Genomic DNA, 18,236 nt, shown 5'->3' on the forward strand with positions numbered 1-18,236 from the left:
GCACCGGCGGCGCTGACTCGAATCAGGAAGGCTGACATTGGGTCAGACATCCGGAGTTCTGATAGATGCCGTCACAGCGGGTAGACCGGTGGTATCGACGGATTTTCCGCACGGGACATACCATGCGCTTGCCGCAGAGACGCGACAAGCCGATGCGAAGTTGGCTACAGCATGAGCGAAACCATCACCATCTCCTACGCCCACCTGGCACGACTCAGCGACGACGTCGGCATCTTCGAACACGCCAGGCTCACCACGCCGCGGCACGAGAACGGTTACTGCGTAGACGATGTCGCGCGGGCCCTCGTCGTGGTGGCCCGCGAACCCGAGCCGACCGAAGAGCTGAACGCGCTCGCCCAGGTGTACACGCGCTTCGTCGTCGCGGCGCTCACCGAGGACGGCCGCTGCCACAACCGCCGCGGCAAGGATCTGAACTGGCAGGACGAACCGACCGTCGAGGATCATTGGGGCCGCGCCCTCTGGGCGCTGGGCACCGCCGCCGCCCGCAGGTCCGACCTGGCCGAAAAGGCGTTGGCGCACTTCACCATCGGCGCCAAGCAGCGTTCCCAGTTCCCGCGGGCGATGGCCTTCGCCGCACTCGGCGCGGCCGAGGTGCTGCACGCGAGCCCCGGAAATCTCACGGCCCAAGCATTATTGGCCGATACCGCCGCGCTGATCGGCCCGCCGACCCGCCGTCTCGACTGGCGGTGGCCCGAGCCCCGGCTGCACTACGCCAACGCCGTGCTGGCCGAAGCGCTGCTGGTGGCCGGTGCCGCACCGGACCAGAATCGCACGCACGCCGATGGATTGGCGATGCTGCGCTGGCTACTGGAGACCGAGACCGCAGGCGACCACCTCTCGGTCACCCCGATCGACGGTTGGGCGACGGGCGAGAAACGTCCCGGTTTCGACCAGCAGCCGATCGAGGTCGCCAGCTTGGCCGATGCCTGCGCCCGGGCCTACGACGACACCCACGACCATCATTGGCGGGACGCGGTCATGTTGTGCGAGGCCTGGTTCCGTGGCGAGAACGATGTCTCGACGCCGCTCATGGACCCGAACAGCGGCGGTTGCTGCGACGGGCTGGAACCCACCGGACGCAACGAGAACCAAGGCGCCGAAGCGACTCTCGCCATGCTGTCCACCATGCAGCAGGCCCGCCGCCTGCAAGTGGCCGAGTGACGGATACTTCGGTGACGTGGCGGCGCAGGCTGACGGCGGCGACCGCGGTGGCGGGGGTTGTCTGCGCACTGTGTGTCTCGGGTGCGCAGGCCGCTCCCGACCCCGGCGGCGTCGGCACCGGGAGCGCTGTCGGCAAGGACCCGGACGGCAGCACGCCACCCGCAGGTTCCAATGACTGGGCGTGCCGTCCCACCCCGGCCCATCCCCGGCCCGTGGTGCTGGTGCACGGCACCTGGGGGAACCAGAACGACTGGGATGTCCTGGCCCCGCAGCTGAAAGCCGAAGGCTACTGCGTCTTCTCGGTGAACTACGGCCGTGACACGTCGAGCGTGCTCGGCGCGCTGCGGGGGATGTACGGCACCGGCGACATCGGTGCCTCGGCCGGCGAACTCGCCGCGTTCGTAGACCGGATCCGCGCGGCCACGGGTGCGGAAAAGGTCGACCTGGTCGGCCATTCGCAGGGTGCGGTGATGTCGCGCCAGTACCTGCGGGTCGGCGGGGGCGCGGACACGGTCGGCCGCCTGATCTCGCTCGCGGGCACCAACCACGGCTCGACCATGCGCGGTGTGGCGACGCGGCTCCCGCCCGGTGGCACCGCGGCCTTCTCCGCCGCACTGCCTCCGATCGCCGGAGTCGCTGCCGCACAACAGCTTGTGGGCAGCGACTTCATCCGGAACCTCAACGCCGAGGGCGACACCGTGCCGGGCATCGACTACACGGTGATCGCCAGCACGCACGACGACGCCTCCACCCCACCGGAAGCCACCTTTCTCCAGGCAGGCCCCGGTGCGACGGTCGACAACGTCTGGGTCCAAGACCTCTGCCCCACCGACACTTTCGACCACGGCACCCTGCCCCAATCCCCCACCGTCGCCTACATCATCGAGAAGGCCCTCGATCCGAGCTACACCGGCACCGCATGCGGCTGAGCCGAAACAGCTCCGGGCGGTAAGGCTTTCGCCCTACCGCCCGGTGTTCTGTTGCCGTCAGCGCCGATCCGAGACCAGCCGTGGATCCGGATCCTCGTCCTGCGCCGAGACAGTCCGGTCCGACTCCTCTTCCATCACCGCTTCGCCGCGCGCGACCATGCCCGCCTCATCGGAGAGCTTCAGCTGCGGAATGAACAGCGCGAGCAAGAAGATGATGACGCCACCGGGAATCAGGTACCAGAAGCCGGGGACCAGCGCGTCCACGTAGGCACCGACGATCGCGTCGTGCAGCCCATCGGGCAGGTTCTTCACCACCGAGGGCACCAGCGCCCCCGGGTCGAGCTTCGCCGCCATGACCTCCGGGCCGTGCGACGTGAACGCGTCGGTGAGGCCCTCGGTCAGCCGGCTGGTGAAGATGGAGCCGAAGATCGCGACACCGATCGCGCCACCCATCTCGCGGAAGTAGTTGTTGGCGCTGGTCGCGGTGCCGATCTGGTTGGGCGTCACGGCATTCTGCACGACCAGCACGATGATCTGCATGATCAGGCCGAGGCCCGCGCCGATCACGAACAGCATCGCCGACACCACCCACATCGCGGTGTGCGCGTCGAGCCGGGTCAGCCACAGCAGGCCCGCCAGCATGAACAACGCGCCGAGCGGCGGGTAGACCCGGTAGCGGCCGGTCTTGGTGATCGCCGCCATCGAGCTGATCAGCGTGAGCATCATGCCGAGCATCATCGGGATCAGCAGCAGACCCGACACCGAGGCGGACAGGCCGGTGGCCATCTGCAAGTAGGTCGGGATGAAGCCGATCGCGGCGAACATGACCAGGCCGACCAGCAGGCCGATCACCGAGGTCAGCACGAAGGTGCGGTTACGGAACAACCACAGCGGCAGCATCGGCTCCTCGGCCCGTGCTTCCACCATGACGAAGGCGGCCACCACGATCACCAGCGCGGCGATCATCGTCACGATCGTCGTCGAACCCCATGCGTACTGCTTGCCGCCCCAGTCGGTGATCAGGATCAACAACGTTGTCGCCGAAGACATCAGCACCACGCCGAGGTAGTCCGGCTTGGTCTTGGGCCGATGGCTGGGGACGCTCAGGTAGCGGAAGGCGATGAACAGCGCCGCGAGGCCGATCGGCACATTGATCCAGAAGCACCAGCGCCAGCCGAGGGTGTCGGCGAAGAAGCCGCCGAGCAGCGGTCCGGCGACCGAGGTGACACCGAAGACGGCGCCCATCGGCGCCATGTACTTGCCGCGATCCTTGGCGGGCACCACATCGGCGATGATGGCCTGCGCCAGAATCATCAGGCCGCCACCGCCGACACCCTGCAGGCCGCGGAAGACGATGAACTCCCAGAAGCTGGTCGAGGCGGCGGCGCCGACGGACGCGGCGGTGAACGCGGTCACCGCGAACAGGAAAAGCCAACGCCTGCCGAACATGTCACCGAATTTGCCGTAGATCGGCATCACGATGGTGGTGGCCAGCAGGTACGACGTCGCGGTCCAGGCCATGTGCGAGACGCCGCCGAGCTCGCCGACGATGGTCGGCATCGCGGTGCCGACGATCATCTGGTCCAGGCTGGCCAGGAACATGCCCGCGATGAGCGCGGAGAAGATGAGCCAGATTCGCTTCTGGGTCAAGACAATGGGGGTAGGCGGCGAGTCAGCCGTGGTGGTCATGTGGCACGTCTCCTAATTTCCGTCGTCGGGCTTGTCGAACAGCCGGGCGGCCATCGCGCAGTGCTCGTGTATCGCCGCGGTCAGCGATCTGGTCGTGTCCTCGGCCGAGGACATCACCGCCCGGGTGGTGATCGCCGTCATGACTCCCGCTGCGAGCGAAGCGAATTCGGCCGAGACCGGTTCGCCCGCACGCGCGGTGAGCAGTTCACCGACCAGGGCCTCCTGCCGGACACCGGCCGCCATGAAGCCCGCCAGCACCCGCGGCTCGGCTTTGATGAGCTCGACCACCAGCGAAATCGCTTCGCGCACCTCCTCTTCCGGCGCGAAGGAGGCGGCGAAGAGCCAGGTCAGGTCTTGCATCAGCATGCCGCTCGGCCCACCGGCGATGAACGTTTCCCGCGCTTCCGGGGTACCGATCTCCTCGATCGGGCCGACCAGCGCGTCGAGCTTGGTGTCGTAGTAGTTGAAGAACGTGCGCGGCGAGACCCCGACGACCTTGGCGATGTCCTCGACGGTGGTCGCGTCGAACCCACGCTCGACGGCCAACCGCCGCGCGGCCATACACAGGTCGAGCAGGGTTTGGCGTTTCTTCTGGGCGCGGAGCCCGACCGGGGACTCCGCGCGGGTGGACGGTGGCATGGCCAAAATTTAACACAAACTGCAAAATTTCAGACAGTGCAATATTCTGTGATGGTGCTCACTCCCGCACGGCTCGCCGGGCATCGAAGGAAGGTCCGCCCGACCGCGCTCTGTTGCGTGAATAGCCAAGCTGCACAGCCGATTCAGGCTGAATGTCAGTCGAAGAGCGGCAGTGCGGAGAGCTCGGTGCGCGAGGTGACGCCGAGCTTGGGGTAGGCCTTGTAGAGATGGTGGCCGATGGTGCGCGGGCTGAGAAACAGCTGCGCGGCGATATCGCGATTGGACATGCCCCGGCCGGCCAGCCGCACGATCTGCAACTCCTGCGGAGTGAGCGCGGCGAGGACACCGGGCGGGCGGCTGGTCGGCACGGCCGCACCGCTGGCGTCGAGTTCGGTGCGGGCGCGGTCGGCCCACGGTGCCGCGCCGAGCCGATCGAAGGTCTGCACCGCGGCCCGCAGGTGGGTGCGCGCCTCGATGGTGCGGCGCTCGCGGCGCAGCCATTCGCCGTACAGCAGTTGGGTGCGTGCCCGCTCCAACGGGCGAGCCTGATCGTGTAGTTCGAGTGCGGCGAGGTAGTGCCCGTCGGCCGCGTCGTCGGTCGCGAGCAACGCCAGGCAACGCTGCACGAGCGCGTCGATCCACGGTTGCCCGGCATGCGTGGCCCAGCCGGTGAATCTGGCGAAAGCCGTTGCCGCGCGGTCGGGTTCGCCGATCCGTACCGCGGCCTCGACCAGATCAGGGGTGCAGCGGATGACCGGCAGCCGATACGGCATCGCGTTGCGCACCACCTCTTCCAGACGACACAGCGCCACCTCCGCACGACCGTATCCGAGATCGAGCAGGCTCAGTCCCCACTGCACCCCCGGCGACCCAAGGGCACTCCCGTTGGCCGTGCCGAAACCCGCCTCGGCGGCCGACCGGCAGGCCGGCTCATCACCCTGTAGCGCAGCGAGATTCACCAGGATGGAGTTGGCCTGGGCGTGCCAACCGGGCTGCCCGGTATCCAGCGCGATCTGCGCCGCCTCGGTCGCGTTCGCCTGTGCGTCGGCGTATCTGCCGAAGAAGAGCTGGGTGGTCGCCAGGTAGGTCAGCGCGGGTGACAGCAGGCCGATCCGTCCCTGGTTGCGCAGCAGCGCGGCCACCGAGGCCGCCAGCTCGTTGCTCTCGGCGTCCGCACCGGCGGCCAGGCTCGCACTGCCGGTCAGAATGATGCCGCGCAGATCATCGGCCCTGATCCGGCGCGCGGCGGCGGCCACCTCGGGCAGCGGAGGCAGATCGGCGACCGGGCGGCCGAGCGGCAGCCGGGTGAGCCAGATCAGCAACTGGCACACGGGGGCGAGCGGATCGGTGTCCGGCAGGCTCAGCGCCTCCAGCCGCTCGGCGGTCCGGCCGAGCAACACCGAATCGCCTGCCTGCCAACTGATATGCCAGGCGAGGAAGATCATCTCGGTCAGCCGCGCGTGCGCGTTCGGGTCGTCCTCGGCCGCGATCAGATCGATGCCCGTGCACAACAGGGCGTGCGCACTGCGTAACGCTCCCGTGCCGAACTCCGCGGCCGCGCGCAGCGCGAGCAGCCGGGCCCGCAGCACCATGCCCGCACCGTCCTCGGGCACCGACTCGGCCAACGCACGGGCCCGGTCGAAATCGCCCATCTCGTTGGCGGCCTCGGCGGCCAGGGTCAACCGCCGCGACCTGGCCGCCGGGTCCGCGGTCAGCTGGCTCGCCCGTTCGTATGCCGCCGCGGCCGCCGCGTGGCCATTGCGTCGACCGGCGCGCGCCGCGGTGTTCTCCAGCACCGCCGCCACCCCTTCACTGGGGCCGGTGGCCGCCGCGGCCAAATGCCAAGCGCGGCGGTCGATATCGTTCGAGCCGTCCAGCGCCGCGGCCAGCGTGCGGTGCACCGCGAGGCGGCCGCTCACCGGTGCGCCCTGGGACACCGCCGCGCGCACCAGCGGATGCCGGAACGTCACCACGTGATCGGCGATCCGGATCAGGCCGGCCTGCTCGGCGGGCACCAGATCCGCGAGACCGAACCCGAGCAGCGCCGCGCTGCGCAACACCAGATCGAGGTCGCCGGTGTCCTCCGCCGCGACGAGCAGCAGCGTCCGGGTCGCCTCGGGCAGCTTGCTCACCTGGCCGTAGAAGGCGGCCTGCAGCCGGGTGGTCAGCGGGAGCGCGAGCGGCCGTCTGGCCCCCGACAGCTCGACCGCGAAAGCGGCCGGAAGTTCCAGCAGCGCAAGGGGATTGCCGCATGCTTCGGTCAGCACGCGGAACCGGACGGTGGGCGTGAGATCGTTGCCATGCCGGTCCAGCATGTCGACCGCGTCGGTCTGCGCCAGCCCGGTCACCGTCAACTCGGGCAGGCCGGGCGCCGAGAACGCGGTTTCGCCGTCCCGCGCGGCGAAAAGGACCGCAACACCCTCGGCATGCAACCGTCGCGCGGCGAACACCAGCGCCTCCGCCGACGCGCGGTCCAGCCACTGGGCGTCATCGATGACGCAGAGCACGGGCGTCTCCTCGGCCAGCTCGGCGAGCAGCGAGAGCACCGCGAGACCGACCAGCAGCCGCTCGGTCGACGGCACCGACACCAGTCCGAACGCACCTTCCAGCGCCCGCCGCTGCGGTTCCGGCAGCGCCTCGATCCGGTCCAGGCACCGGCCGAGCAGCATGTGCAGGCCGGCGAACGGCAGTTCCGCCTCGGACTCGACACCGGTACCGCGCAACACCCGCATACCGTCGGTGGCCGCCGCGTACTCGAGCAATGCCGTCTTGCCGATGCCCGGTTGTCCGCGCAGCAGCAGCGCGCCGCTGGCCCCGGCCTTGGCCTGACTCAGCAAACGATCGATGACCGCCAGTTCCTCGATACGTCCGTAGAGCATTGCTGGACGCTACCTATCCAAAAGTGCAGCACACGCAGGCAGTGCTATCTAATGCCCGGTGTTGCCGGGTCCGAGCCGAGGCACCCGAGGATGAAACAGCCCGGTGGCCAATCATCGAAGGGTGGCGCGAGCGACTTACCGAGGCACTCGAGCGGGCCGCAGCCGGGGTAAGCGAACGGGCCGAGGCCCAAAGCGCCGAAGGTGGCGTCCGGATTCGAGATCATCGGGTCGGCGAGGCTGATATCCGGTTGCTGCGCATAGGGTCCCGGGTCCGGCAGGCGCGGCTCCCGGAACGCCGCGACGATGCCGCGCAGCACGTCGTGCGGAAAGCTCACCGCGCCACCGGGAACGGTCACGCCAGTCCAGCTGACCAGCAGGCCGAGGCTGGGCACGATGAAGTTGTCCTGGCGCATCATGCCGCCCATCTTCACCGCGTCCGACGGCAGTCCGGGCAGCTCGACGGTGCAGCGCGGCCCGTTCACCACGAGGAGGAACCCGTAGCACTCGTTGGTAGGCGTCGACCGGCCGGCCTGGGCCAGATACTCGGCGGAGATGATCTGATCGCCGTGCCAGTTCCCGTGATTGACGAGCAGCAGGCCGAGCTTGGCGAAATCGTCGGGCGGCAGTACCAGATGCGCGTACCCATAGGTGTTGCCGCTGCGGTCGCGAGCCCAGTGGTAATCGGTGCGTTGAATACCCAACGGGTCGAACAGCTTTCGCTGGGCATAAGCCTGGAAGTCGGCGCCCACCGCCTGCTGCACCACATAGACGAGCAGGTCGACGGCGCGCTGGCTGTACTTCCACACCTCGCCCTGCGGCCGCTCGATCGGCATCGCCAGCGCCTGCGCCACCACGTTCGGGTCGATCTGCGCCAGCCCGGTGATGCCCTCCGAGGCCACCGCCACCTGCATACCGGAGGTCTCGGTGAGCAGGCTGCGGACGGTGATCGCGCGGTGTGCCGCGTCGCCGAGCCCGGCCGGGAGATAGGTGTCGATCGGGGCATCGAGCCGCAGCCTGCCCTCGTCGACGGCGATGCCCGCGACCATGGAGACCACGCTCTTCGTGCTGCTCCACAGGTTCCACGGGATCCCGCCGGTCCGGTCGTTCCTCGGTCCGGTCGCGATCAAGCAGTTGTGGCGGTAGACCTGCACGTTGAGCCGCGACGGGTCCGCCGCGAACGTCACCGCTGCGCGTAATGCCACCGCGTCGAGTCCCACTTCCTCGGGTGTCGCGGTCTGCGGTTTCCGTCCGTCGACGACGGCGCACTGCCGTTGTCCGGGCGGCGCGGCATCGGCTGTGCCACCGACGATTCCGGTACCGAGGAATACGGTCGCGGCCGTCATCGTCGACACCACAAGGCTTTTCAGTGAACGACGCACTCCGCGCCCCCATTTCTCGACGGGTTCTGCTCGGCACATCGAGGAGGACAGCGTTCCGGTTACCGTCCGGCGTGCCCATAGTTGTCGTGGCCAGCGCGCTGGGGGCAGTTCTATCTACTATTTAGATACGTGATTCATCTCACCATGCCTCGGTTTACGACGTCCGCAATCGCTGCCACATCTCCCCGACAGACCTTCTGAGCTGCATTTTAGTCGAGCTAGCACAACGCGCACTGGGCATCATGAAGCGCTGCGGAGACTTCATCTACTATTGATCTCAGTAGATGCACTCATTCCGATTACGCGAGCACATCAGACCAGAGAGGCAACGAGGCCATGGCGCGACGTGTTTTACCCGTGCAGTCGATCAACATCCGCCGTTCGAGCACGGCGCTGCTCGCGATCGCCGCGATAGCCGGCGGCCTCGCGTTCGGCGCCGGAACGGCCGCCGCCGACGCACGAACCACCGCTGTCGGTGCGGGCAAGCAATGCCTGTGGGCCGGCGCACCGCACCCGCAGGGCGCGACGGTCGCCGCCGGCGGTCAGAGCTTCCGCTGCGGGACCGACCGCGGGGCGCCGGTGTGGTCGAACGTGCCTGCCGCGAGCAGGCCGAGCACCGTTCCCAACCCCGGCGCTTACGCCGACCCCGCGGGCCTGTTCAGTGCGGGCGCACGCCAACCCGGGACCGAGTACACCGACTATTGCGTCGGCGGCCAGCTCATCGAAGGCAACGAGGACATCTACCAGGTGGTCGCGGACCGCTCCGGAAAGCTGTATTGGAAGGCGGCGGGCCCGATCTCGCAGTGGGTCTTCGATCCGGACGCACCGCGCCCCGGACCGTCCTGGCGCTCCGCGAGCCTGTGCACCGACGGCAACCTGACCTAACCGTCAAAGCAGCCGCGCGGCCGCGTCGCCGATCGCCTCGTCGAGAATGGCCAGGCCGAGCGACAGTTCGTCCTCGGTGGCGGTCAGCGGCGGGGCGATGCGGAAGACGCCGCCCATGCCGGGCAACTGCACGATGTTCATGTGCAGGCCCAGTTCGAGGCAGCGGCGGGTCACCTCAGCACCGAGTTCGTCCGAGCCCTCCTTGGTCGCGCGGTCGACAACCAGTTCCAGCCCCGCCAGCAGTCCACGGCCGCGAATATCTCCGACGACGTTGTGCCGCTCGGCGATTCGCTCCAGCCCACGCCGCAGGAAGGCGCCGAGCTCGGCGGCCCGCACGTCGAGCCGGTCGCGAATGAGCACGTCGAGCACGGTGTTGCCGACCGCGGCCACCAAGGGATCCGCGACGTGCGTGGTGAAGAACAGGAAGCCGCGATCGTGCGCCTCCTGCTCGATCTCGGCGCTGGTGAGCACGGCGGCGAGCGGCAGCCCGGCGCCGAGCGTCTTGGACAAGGTGAGGATGTCGGGCACGATGCCGTCGCGCTCGAATGCGTACCAGGATCCGGTGCGGCACAGTCCGGTCTGCGCTTCGTCGAGGATCAGCAGCATGCCGCGCTCGCGGCACCGCTCGTGCAACGCGGCGAAGTACCCGGGCGGCGGTTCGACCACCCCGCCGGAGCTCAGGATCGGCTCGACGATGCAGGCGGCCAGGCTGCCGACCGATTGAGCGTCGATCAGGTCGAAGGCGAAGTCGAGCTGTCGCTGCCAGTCGAGTTCGCCTGTGGCCGTGGTGAAGTCGGGCCGGTAGGTGTGCGGCACCGGGATGGCGAAGTTGCCGGGTGCGGCCGGACCGTAACCCTTGCGGCCCGCGCTGTAGGTGGCGCTGGCAGCGGCCTGGGTCATCCCGTGCCACGAGCGGGCGAACGAGACGATCTCGTGTTTCCCGGTGACCAGCTTGGCCATTCGGATCGCCGCCTCGTTGGCCTCGGCCCCGGTGGTCAGCAGCAGTGCCTTTTGCAGCGGGTCGGGCAGGGTGCCCGCCAGCCTGCGGGCGAGGTCGACGACGGGACGGCTGAGCATGCCACTGAACAGGTGGTCGAGCTCGCCGACCTGGTGGCGGACCGTCGCGACGATGTCGGGGTGCGAGTGTCCGAGAATCGCACTCATCTGTCCGGATGTGAAATCCAGTATCTCCCTGCCGCTTTCGGTGTAGAGGAAGCTCCCGGCGGCGCGGGTGATGATCTCGGGAGTGAAGGTGCCCGCGCCCGCATAGCGCACGAGGTGACGGTCGGTGTCGGCCCAGAAGTCCTCGGTGGGCCGCGGCGTGAAGGTGGGGGAAGCCATGTTTCGACGGTAAGGACGAGGCGAGCGCCACGTCCATCTCACAATTCCGGCTGTGCTGTTCGGTATAGCCGTACAACAATCGAGCAATGCTGAACCCTTGGCGTTTGCGTTTGCTCAGCCAGCTCGACTCCCTCGGCACCGTTCGCGCGGTCGCGCAGGCGGCCAACCTGAGTGCGTCCAGCGTGTCCCAGCAACTGGCGGTACTGGAGGCCGAAACCCGTACGCAGCTGCTGGAACGCACCGGCCGCCGGGTCCGGCTGACACCGGCCGGGTTGATCCTGGCCCGCCGCGCCAGGGCGATCCTCGACCACATGGGCGCGGTCGAGGCGGAGTTGCGCGGCCTCGGTGCGGAGGCAGTCGGGCTGGTCCGGCTCGGCGCTTTTCAAAGCGCCATTCATTCGCTGTGCGTGCCCGCGGTGACCCGGCTCGCGCACACCCACCCGCACCTCGCGGTCGAGCTGCACGAGCTGGAGCCACACGAGAGCATGCGCGCGCTGCGGGTCGGCGACGCCGACATCATCATCACCACAACGGATTTCGTGGAGCAGCCGCTCGGCCCGGATATCGACATCGTGCCGCTGGCCACCGATCCGATCGTGCTGATACTGCCGCCCGATCGCGCCGCCCGCGGACCGGCCGACCTCGCCGCGTACGCCGACGAGCCGTGGGCCTTCGATATGCCCAAGTCCTACATGGCGAATCTGGCGACCCGGCTCTGCCGGGAATCAGGCTTCGAGCCGCGGATAGTCTGCCGCTTCAGCAATTACATGATGACGCTGCAGCATGTCGAGGCCGGACTCTCCATCGCGCTGCTGCCCGGACTCGCCGTCGATCCGCGCTATCGCACTGCGACACGGGAACTCGCGCGCCCGGTCACCCGATCGATCACCGCGGTCATCCGGCGCGGCGCACCGCCGCGGGCCGCGGTGACCCGTGGTGCTCGATGCCTTGCGCCGACACGGTGATCTACCCGGCGCGACCGGCCCGATCGAGGGCTGAGAACGGCCCGATCGACAGCGCGCCACCCGGCGAAATCGGCCGTAACCCCGATAATTGCCCGGTCGGCACGGCCAGGCCATCCGATAATTGCCGCTGCCGATAACTTGCATACACCCTGGTCAGGGCCTATTTACTATAACGATTGGATATATAGTTATCGTTTTGTTATCGGCTTTGCGTGTGTCGGAATTTGTTCGACCACGTTTGTGTCGAAGGATGGAAATCGGATCCGCTTGGACTGACAGATCACCGTGATGTTCTCGAATCTATTCGAAGACTTGGTGAAGTCCGGAGCGCCATCACGTGCGGCGTTGCACGACCGAGCCAAGGCCTTCGAAATGACCATCGGAGGACCTGATCATGGCATCGGAAACCGACGACGTCCGATATACCCACTCGCTGCGGCGGGTGTTCTGGTGGACACTTGCCGCGGGAGCAGCAGTCTCCGGCGCGCTCCTGTTCTCCGCCGCAGAGGCCTCGGCCCAGCCAGTTACCGTACCCGGCCTCGGCACCTTCGAGGTGCCGAACGAAATCCCGCTTCCCCCTGGCCTTCCCGGCGTTCAGGTCGCGAACCCACCGCAGGAGAGCGCGCCATCCGCTGCTCCCTCCGCCGCGCCGTCCCGGGCCGAGTTCTCCGCTCCTGGAATCACGTTCGCGCTGCCCGACATTCCAGGCCTCGAATACTCCAGCCTGGCAGGCCTTCCCGGCATCAAGGTGCCGACGCCGGCGTACCCGCGCGTCGCACCGATGAAGACCACCGGTGAGGTCGCCGTCGACGCCGCCCGCGCCAAGCTCGGCTCCGGCTACAGCGCCAACTCGGCGGGCCCGGACTCCTTCGACTGCTCGGGCTTGGTCCAGTGGTCCTACGGGCAGGCCGGAGTTTCGGTGCCGCGCACCAGCTATGACCAGCTCGCTGCCGGAACCCCGGTGCCGCGTGAGGATTTGCGCCCCGGTGACCTGGTGTCGTTCTACGGCGGCGGCCACTCGGCGCTGTACGCGGGCGACGGCAACGTCATCCACGCCTCCACCTATGGCACCGGCGTCACCATGTCCCCCTTGGCGTCGATGCCGTACGCGGGTGCCGCCCGATTCCGCAACTAGCACCCCACAGAGCGGGCAGCTGACCCGACTCGCTCTAGGGTCGACGGCAGGTACGGGGCAGCGAGGAGAGCGCGGATGAAGGACATTCTGGCTCCTGAGCTGGACGTGCTCTTCTGCGGTATCAACCCTGGGCTCACCTCGGCTGCCGTGGGCTTGCCCTTCGCGACCCGCGGCAGCCGGTGGTGGCCCGCCCTGCATCGGTCGGGCTTCACACCGCGGGTGCTCACGCCCGCCGAAGCCGACCAGCTGCCGACCTGGGGGTTGGGTTTGACGACCATGGTTCGTCGCCCAACCGCCAGGGCAGCCGAGCTGACCCGGGTGGAACTGCTCGCCGGAGCCGCCGAACTGACTGAGCGCGTGCGCAGTTGGCGGCCGCGGTGGCTGGCCGTCCTCGGGGTCACCGCGTTCCGCGCAGGCTACGAGCGACCGGACGCCACCTTCGGGCTCCAGGATCTCCGCATCGGAGAGACGCGACTATGGGTGTTGCCGAACCCAGCGGTCTCAACGCGCACTATCCGCCGCAGCGGCTCGCGAAAGAATTCGTGCGGTTGCGCCACGCCGCAGGCATACCTGATCGAAATCGAACTATCTGACGGATGCGCGGTTCAGTCGCCTGCCACCGGCTCGTCCGAGGAAGCGGCCGGGGCGGAAATCCGGATCACACCGGCATCGAGATCGAGGGCAAGCCGAGGGGTATGCGACTGGCCGTCGCTGTCCCCGCTGCCCTCGTCGGTCAGCTTCTTACCCGGAAACAGTTCGCCCATGACGCCCATGCACCCCACCATAGTCCCGGCTCCTGTACGGCACCTATGGCACCGGACGTCGTCGGCGCCAGGGCCGGCCGGATGCGTCGGGGGGCTGACGGGGCTTTGCGACAGACCCTAGGTGACGGGATCGCGCAGGATCGTTGCCAGCATCGCACCGGCTCCCACGGTCGGCAGGATGAGCAGGATGATCGGCGGGGCGCCGAGCGCCGCCAGCGCGGCGACGCCGGTGAAGAGGGTCAGGGCGAATCCGGGGGCATGCTGAATTACCATCTGGCGCTTTCCTTCCGGGCACGCCGGGACCACTCACGGACCCCGGTCAATAGGCAAAGGGGTAGTCCTCGTCGGGGAGCGGGGTGATCAAGGACTGCTCGATGCGGTCGGTGATGTCCGCGGCCTCGAAGGCGTCCCGAATGCGCTCGGCCAGCGGAGGGATCGCCGGCTCGTCGAGTCCGGTGGGCACGTCGAAGTCGTATACCGCTGCCTGCTGCTCGGCCAAGTCGGCGGCGCTGCCTGCGGGAATCGTGGTCATGGCGAACCTCCTCACGCTGGTGATCTGGGCCTGGTCGTCGGATAGGTCGAACAGGCCCGGTTACCGGCCGGGCCTGTTCCAGGAAGAGGAACGTGATGTGTCGTGATTCGGGCCTCACCTCACTTCCTCACTCGCGCTTGACCATTGGTTGTGCAGCGCGGCGGAGGCGGATCGCGCTGAGTGGCCCGCCCGGTCCCGGGCGGACGACCGCGCAACCGAGCCGCATGACTCTGCCTCCTCCACGAAGCGTCGGGCCGGGACCGGTCAGGCGTTGATCGCCTGCCGCCGGTCGCTGTGCTCGATCTCGATCTTGCGTGGCTTGGCCTTCTCCGCGACGGGGATGCTCAAGCGCAGCACGCCATCGCTGTAGTCGGCCCGGATGTGGTCGGTGTCGAGGCCCTCACCGAGGAACAACTGGCGGCTGAACACGCCGCGGGAGCGTTCCGCGGCGATCATCGACCGCGCCGAATCCAGCTCGGGGCGGGTCGCACGAACGGTCAACACGTTGCGCTCGATATCCAGATCCAGTGACTTCGGGTCGATGCCTGGCAGGTCGAGCTCCACCAGAAACTCGTCGCCCTCACGCCAAGCGTCCATCGGCATCACCGCGGGACGGGCCGCTGTGCCGAACACCTGCTGCGTGAGACGGTCCAGATCGCGGAACGGATCGGTACGCATCAGCATGGTCGCCACCTCCAACTCACTCCATTCTTCGTCGTCGGGTCAGATAACCTGTGCGATCTGACATAGATTTGTTTTAGCACTCTCGACAGGTGAGTGCAAGTGTCTACACTAGAAAATCTGCGAGAGAAGGAGTGCCATGCCGGCAGAGCCGCAGGGTGGAACGCACCTACCCGATTCGGGACAGGCGGTGTACGGGATCTCGGTGGCCGCCGACCTGGCCGGTATCGGTGTGCAGACACTGCGGCTCTACGAACGGCACGGCCTGGTCCGGCCCGCGCGCAGCGACGGCGGCACCCGCCGCTACAGCGGCGACGATCTCGCTCGACTACACCGCATCACCACGCTGGCCGCCGCCGGGATCAATCTCGCGGGCATCGGCCGCATCCTCGACCTGGAAGACGCCAACGCCGACCTGCATTCCGACAACGACCGCCTGCGCACCGACAACGCCGCTCTTCGTGCGAACAATCGGCGGCGTTCGGAGTCGTCCGGGTAGCCGCAGTGTGACCAATGACGCGAGGCGGACCCGATCTTGTCCGATTCGCTCTATTCTGGCGGCATGTCTGCTCGCCGCTTGGCCGTCCTGCTCGCGCTCGCCCTGTTCGCTGTGCTCGGAGTGTCCGCCTGCACGACGGAAGGTGCGGGTACCAAGACCGACTGCGGCGTGAGCGGTTGCACGGTCACCTTCGACCGCGGGGTGAACGCCAAGGTCACCATCATCGGGGTGGACGCGGAACTCGTTGCGGTGAACGGCGATACCGTCACGCTGAAGGTGGGTGGCCAGCAGGTCAGCGTCCCGGCCGGGCAGACGCAGTCCGCCGACGGGTTCAATGTCACGGTGCAGGAGGTCACCGCCGACAAGGTGGTCGTCAAAATCGCCAGTGGTATCACCACCGGCTGACCTGCTCAATCTTCGCTGCGGTACCTGGTGAGGAAGCGGCGCAATATCTCCTTCGGAGCGGTGATTTCTTCCCGGTGGCCCAGCGCGGTCAGGTATTCCGCTTCCGCGGGATCGAAATAGCCTGCGTGCCGATATATTTCGATGCGCAGCGCGAGTCCGTCGCCATCGAGTTCGGGATGGAACTGGGTTGCGTACACCTGCCGGCCGACGCGGATCATCTGCACCAGGCAACCGGCCGATCCCGCCAGCAATACCGCGCCCGGCGGCACATCCTGGCACGCCTCCTTGTGGCCGCCGAAGGCCCGGAACGACCGTGGAATGCCGCGCAGCAGCGGATCTTCGGCCCCGCTGTCGGTCAATTCGATCGTCTGCGCGCCCGCTTTCTCGCTGTACCGTTCGCCGTTCACCGTGCCGCCGAGCACGTCCGCCAGGATGCTCAGGCCGTAGCAGGCACCCAGATACGGGAAGTCGCGGGCGACGATCTCGAGCAGCAGCTTCTTCAATCCCGGCTCGAAACGCTGCTGGTAGTCGTACTTCTTGTCCTCCGCGCCGCTGACATTGCTCGGTCCACCGCCGACGATCACCGCCGCGAAATCGTCGAGTTCGAGGTGCGGAAGGCCCTGGTCCATCTGCACCCGCACCACGTCGCCGGCGTCGAGTCCGCCCGCGCGCAGGATGGCGAAGTACTCGTCGTCCGCCGCGGCGCGCTCGGGTCGTAGCTGGAGCAGCAGAAAGGGCTTGGGCATGCACCGATTGTGCAAGATCGGCACTGTCGGGACGAGAGTTTGCGCCTACCGGTGGCGTGTTCACCCCTTGTCGGTCGTACGACCGATACCCCCGATCGGCCGAGACTGTCAGGATCATCGGCAGACGAACATCGGTCGCGGCACCGTCCCGACCCAGCTGAAGCCGTGCACCGAGGGGTTGATCGGCATTCAGTGCGCGAGCCGCAGGCGCCTGGCCTGCGGCTCGCCATTCTTTCTCGGGGCGCACCCTCAAGGTCGGGGATGACTCGGGTCGGGGTAGATACGCCCAAAGGATGACAAGGGACGAGACCGCGGGGCGATGTTTCGCACCGGGGTTACGCGCAGAATCGCTGGTGCGGTTGAAGAACGCAAGGTTTCTGTAGGGAAACTCTTAGCCGCAACGGATTTGATGCACAGGTGCAGATGTGAGAGTTGGGCCTGCTGGCCCAGGTTCCGGCCGAGCAGCCCGAACCACCTGCACATCCCGCTGCGAGACCTCGATCTACCCGGTGAAGGAGAAGGCAGTGCCCGTGACGTTTCCGAGTTCCGTCACCACGGCAACACTCGACTACCGCCGCCACGGCTGGACGGTCGCCGAAACAGCCAACGGCCTCAGCCTGATCACCGACGACCAGATCGCCGCCGTCGAACTCACCGGCGCCATGGCCGCCGCAGTCCGCCGCTTCCTGCGCGCCAACAACCTCTCCGGTCCGGTCATCGAAATCCCCGGCACCCAACGCCGCGAAATCCACCTCGTCCGCGGTGCCACCAAGGCCGCCATGGCCATCGAAGCACTGCGCCACGCAGGGGCGACCGTCCACACCGACGGCACCAGCATCCCTCTCCCGCCAACCCGACTCGCCCACGGCACAGCCTCCTGGTCGATCTCCCCCACCGAAGCCCGCTGGATACCACCGATAGTCGCGATCGCCGCCGCAGTCCGCGCCGCCACCACCCGATCCCACCACCACCTCGCCGATTTGGCCGGCTGAACCGGTCAGCAGCGGGTACGGGCCTATCTCGGCGGGCACCTGGTGGCCGATTCGACCCGGCCGGTGCTGGTTTGGCAGACCCCGTTCGGTTGATCATCGCCCGATCTCTCGCCGGGTCCGGCCCGACGCAGGTACACCTTGCGCCGAGCCGGATCGCACTCACAGGGGGCGTGCGGAACCAAACGTGGCGCTCGTCACATTTTTCGGTTTTCTGCCGACTGTCGGATATGAATATCTCGTTCGATCAACATCAACGCTTCGATTCGACTGGGGGACAAAGCGTTCCATGGGGATCGGGGGCGGGAGAGATACCAATATGTTCCGTAAGACTGTCATGCGTGCAGGCCGTCAGGTCCTCACCGTAGTTTTGCCTTTCGCGGTGGTGGCCACACTCGCCAACGCGGGTACGGCGTCCGCGACGGATTACACCGCGCAGCAGACACGCTGGGCCGATAGCCTGTCGGCGTCGGGTAACGAGCAGGGCGTCGAATTCAAGACCACCACGGCTGCTGACCTGAAGTCCATCTCCACCGAGCTGAACAGTGGCAGGTTCACCTTGACCGCGGATTCGTCGGTGGTGAACGTGGAATCCAC

Annotated in this window: 19 protein-coding genes and 1 pseudogene; 10 read left to right on the top strand and 10 right to left on the bottom strand. The window is 67.5% G+C overall.

Features of this window, described 5'->3' with window-relative positions; translation table 11 throughout:
• The first annotated feature begins 171 nt into the window (after positions 1-171).
• Together IBX18_RS28060 and IBX18_RS28065 are read left to right on the top strand one after the other, a co-directional pair.
• Entirely contained in the window at positions 172-1,182 is a 1,011-nt protein-coding gene (locus IBX18_RS28060) for a glycosyltransferase (protein ID WP_194836462.1), read from the top strand.
• Positions 1,179-2,111 (top strand): triacylglycerol lipase, encoded by a 933-nt coding sequence (locus tag IBX18_RS28065; RefSeq protein ID WP_306796449.1) that lies wholly within the window; start codon positions 1,179-1,181, stop codon positions 2,109-2,111. The genes IBX18_RS28060 and IBX18_RS28065 overlap by 4 nt, the downstream gene beginning before the upstream one ends.
• 57 nt (positions 2,112-2,168) lie before the next feature.
• On the opposite strand, the gene IBX18_RS28070 is transcribed toward IBX18_RS28065, so the two are convergent.
• From IBX18_RS28070 to IBX18_RS28085, 4 genes are all read right to left on the bottom strand, one after another.
• The gene (locus IBX18_RS28070) at positions 2,169-3,800 is read right to left on the bottom strand and encodes an MDR family MFS transporter (RefSeq protein WP_194836463.1); all 1,632 of its coding nucleotides are present in this window, start codon (positions 3,798-3,800) and stop codon (positions 2,169-2,171) included.
• A 12-nt stretch (positions 3,801-3,812) separates the two neighbouring features.
• Positions 3,813-4,439, bottom strand: a complete 627-nt coding sequence (locus IBX18_RS28075; RefSeq protein ID WP_194836464.1) for a TetR/AcrR family transcriptional regulator — start codon at positions 4,437-4,439, stop codon at positions 3,813-3,815.
• Between the two features lie 155 nt (positions 4,440-4,594).
• Positions 4,595-7,318: a helix-turn-helix transcriptional regulator gene (locus IBX18_RS28080; RefSeq protein WP_194836465.1), complete on the bottom strand. Its 2,724-nt coding sequence runs from the start codon at positions 7,316-7,318 to the stop codon at positions 4,595-4,597.
• A 44-nt stretch (positions 7,319-7,362) separates the two neighbouring features.
• Positions 7,363-8,661 (bottom strand): serine hydrolase, encoded by a 1,299-nt coding sequence (locus tag IBX18_RS28085; protein WP_194836466.1) that lies wholly within the window; start codon positions 8,659-8,661, stop codon positions 7,363-7,365.
• A 372-nt stretch (positions 8,662-9,033) separates the two neighbouring features.
• On the opposite strand from IBX18_RS28085, the gene IBX18_RS28090 reads away from it, so the two are divergent.
• Complete coding sequence (locus tag IBX18_RS28090) at positions 9,034-9,582, top strand: hypothetical protein (protein ID WP_194836467.1); 549 nt, start codon at positions 9,034-9,036, stop codon at positions 9,580-9,582.
• 3 nt (positions 9,583-9,585) lie between these two features.
• On the opposite strand, the gene IBX18_RS28095 is transcribed toward IBX18_RS28090, so the two are convergent.
• Complete coding sequence (locus IBX18_RS28095) at positions 9,586-10,923, bottom strand: aspartate aminotransferase family protein (RefSeq protein WP_194836468.1); 1,338 nt, start codon at positions 10,921-10,923, stop codon at positions 9,586-9,588.
• Positions 10,924-11,009: 86 nt separating this feature from the next.
• Between IBX18_RS28095 and IBX18_RS28100 the strand changes: the two genes are divergently transcribed.
• The 3 genes and pseudogenes from IBX18_RS28100 to IBX18_RS28110 all read left to right on the top strand — a co-directional run.
• The gene (locus tag IBX18_RS28100; protein ID WP_228541813.1) at positions 11,010-11,888 is read left to right on the top strand and encodes a LysR family transcriptional regulator; all 879 of its coding nucleotides are present in this window, start codon (positions 11,010-11,012) and stop codon (positions 11,886-11,888) included.
• A gap of 394 nt (positions 11,889-12,282) precedes the next feature.
• Positions 12,283-13,023 carry a C40 family peptidase gene (locus tag IBX18_RS28105; RefSeq protein ID WP_194836469.1) on the top strand — a complete coding sequence of 247 codons (741 nt, stop codon included), beginning with the start codon at positions 12,283-12,285 and terminating at the stop codon, positions 13,021-13,023.
• Between the two features lie 75 nt (positions 13,024-13,098).
• Positions 13,099-13,473, top strand: a pseudogene (locus IBX18_RS28110) (mismatch-specific DNA-glycosylase); the annotation flags it as partial.
• A gap of 155 nt (positions 13,474-13,628) precedes the next feature.
• On the opposite strand, the gene IBX18_RS28115 reads toward IBX18_RS28110, so the two are convergent.
• From IBX18_RS28115 to IBX18_RS28130, 4 genes are all read right to left on the bottom strand, one after another.
• Positions 13,629-13,796 (bottom strand): hypothetical protein, encoded by a 168-nt coding sequence (locus tag IBX18_RS28115; RefSeq protein ID WP_194836470.1) that lies wholly within the window; start codon positions 13,794-13,796, stop codon positions 13,629-13,631.
• 108 nt (positions 13,797-13,904) lie between these two features.
• Entirely contained in the window at positions 13,905-14,060 is a 156-nt protein-coding gene (locus IBX18_RS28120; RefSeq protein ID WP_194836471.1) for a hypothetical protein, read from the bottom strand.
• A gap of 46 nt (positions 14,061-14,106) precedes the next feature.
• Complete coding sequence (locus IBX18_RS28125) at positions 14,107-14,319, bottom strand: hypothetical protein (protein ID WP_194836472.1); 213 nt, start codon at positions 14,317-14,319, stop codon at positions 14,107-14,109.
• A gap of 264 nt (positions 14,320-14,583) precedes the next feature.
• Entirely contained in the window at positions 14,584-15,003 is a 420-nt protein-coding gene (locus IBX18_RS28130; protein WP_194836473.1) for an Hsp20/alpha crystallin family protein, read from the bottom strand.
• 136 nt (positions 15,004-15,139) lie between these two features.
• Here IBX18_RS28130 and IBX18_RS28135 point away from each other — a divergent pair, with 136 nt between their 5' ends.
• Positions 15,140-15,499 carry a MerR family transcriptional regulator gene (locus IBX18_RS28135; protein WP_194836474.1) on the top strand — a complete coding sequence of 120 codons (360 nt, stop codon included), beginning with the start codon at positions 15,140-15,142 and terminating at the stop codon, positions 15,497-15,499.
• 63 nt (positions 15,500-15,562) lie between these two features.
• Positions 15,563-15,904: a hypothetical protein gene (locus tag IBX18_RS28140; protein ID WP_194836475.1), complete on the top strand. Its 342-nt coding sequence runs from the start codon at positions 15,563-15,565 to the stop codon at positions 15,902-15,904.
• Positions 15,905-15,909: 5 nt separating this feature from the next.
• Here the strand turns inward: IBX18_RS28140 and IBX18_RS28145 are convergent, their stop codons facing one another.
• Positions 15,910-16,650 (bottom strand): glutamine amidotransferase, encoded by a 741-nt coding sequence (locus tag IBX18_RS28145; RefSeq protein WP_194836476.1) that lies wholly within the window; start codon positions 16,648-16,650, stop codon positions 15,910-15,912.
• A 524-nt stretch (positions 16,651-17,174) separates the two neighbouring features.
• Between IBX18_RS28145 and IBX18_RS28150 the strand changes: the two genes are divergently transcribed.
• On the top strand, positions 17,175-17,642 hold the full coding sequence (locus tag IBX18_RS28150) for a hypothetical protein (protein ID WP_194836477.1): 468 nt from the start codon (positions 17,175-17,177) through the stop codon (positions 17,640-17,642).
• Positions 17,643-17,826: 184 nt separating this feature from the next.
• The coding region (locus IBX18_RS28155; RefSeq protein ID WP_194836478.1) for a hypothetical protein at positions 17,827-18,236 on the top strand (410 nt) is incomplete at its 3' end.

This window comes from Nocardia sp. XZ_19_369, from assembly GCF_015355715.1.
GTDB lineage: Bacteria > Actinomycetota > Actinomycetes > Mycobacteriales > Mycobacteriaceae > Nocardia.

What these genes read in the sequence shown, in the direction of transcription:
- IBX18_RS28060 (WP_194836462.1), top strand. Translation starts at nt 172, where the DNA reads ATGAGCGAAACCATCACCATCTCCTACGCCCACCTGGCACGACTCAGC.
- IBX18_RS28070 (WP_194836463.1), bottom strand. Translation starts at nt 3,800, where the DNA reads ATGACCACCACGGCTGACTCGCCGCCTACCCCCATTGTCTTGACCCAG.
- IBX18_RS28075 (WP_194836464.1), bottom strand. Translation starts at nt 4,439, where the DNA reads ATGCCACCGTCCACCCGCGCGGAGTCCCCGGTCGGGCTCCGCGCCCAG.
- IBX18_RS28080 (WP_194836465.1), bottom strand. Translation starts at nt 7,318, where the DNA reads ATGCTCTACGGACGTATCGAGGAACTGGCGGTCATCGATCGTTTGCTG.
- IBX18_RS28085 (WP_194836466.1), bottom strand. Translation starts at nt 8,661, where the DNA reads ATGACGGCCGCGACCGTATTCCTCGGTACCGGAATCGTCGGTGGCACA.
- IBX18_RS28090 (WP_194836467.1), top strand. Translation starts at nt 9,034, where the DNA reads ATGGCGCGACGTGTTTTACCCGTGCAGTCGATCAACATCCGCCGTTCG.
- IBX18_RS28095 (WP_194836468.1), bottom strand. Translation starts at nt 10,923, where the DNA reads ATGGCTTCCCCCACCTTCACGCCGCGGCCCACCGAGGACTTCTGGGCC.
- IBX18_RS28100 (WP_228541813.1), top strand. Translation starts at nt 11,010, where the DNA reads ATGCTGAACCCTTGGCGTTTGCGTTTGCTCAGCCAGCTCGACTCCCTC.
- IBX18_RS28105 (WP_194836469.1), top strand. Translation starts at nt 12,283, where the DNA reads ATGGCATCGGAAACCGACGACGTCCGATATACCCACTCGCTGCGGCGG.
- IBX18_RS28115 (WP_194836470.1), bottom strand. Translation starts at nt 13,796, where the DNA reads ATGGGCGTCATGGGCGAACTGTTTCCGGGTAAGAAGCTGACCGACGAG.
- IBX18_RS28120 (WP_194836471.1), bottom strand. Translation starts at nt 14,060, where the DNA reads ATGGTAATTCAGCATGCCCCCGGATTCGCCCTGACCCTCTTCACCGGC.
- IBX18_RS28125 (WP_194836472.1), bottom strand. Translation starts at nt 14,319, where the DNA reads ATGACCACGATTCCCGCAGGCAGCGCCGCCGACTTGGCCGAGCAGCAG.
- IBX18_RS28130 (WP_194836473.1), bottom strand. Translation starts at nt 15,003, where the DNA reads ATGCTGATGCGTACCGATCCGTTCCGCGATCTGGACCGTCTCACGCAG.
- IBX18_RS28135 (WP_194836474.1), top strand. Translation starts at nt 15,140, where the DNA reads ATGCCGGCAGAGCCGCAGGGTGGAACGCACCTACCCGATTCGGGACAG.
- IBX18_RS28140 (WP_194836475.1), top strand. Translation starts at nt 15,563, where the DNA reads ATGTCTGCTCGCCGCTTGGCCGTCCTGCTCGCGCTCGCCCTGTTCGCT.
- IBX18_RS28145 (WP_194836476.1), bottom strand. Translation starts at nt 16,650, where the DNA reads ATGCCCAAGCCCTTTCTGCTGCTCCAGCTACGACCCGAGCGCGCCGCG.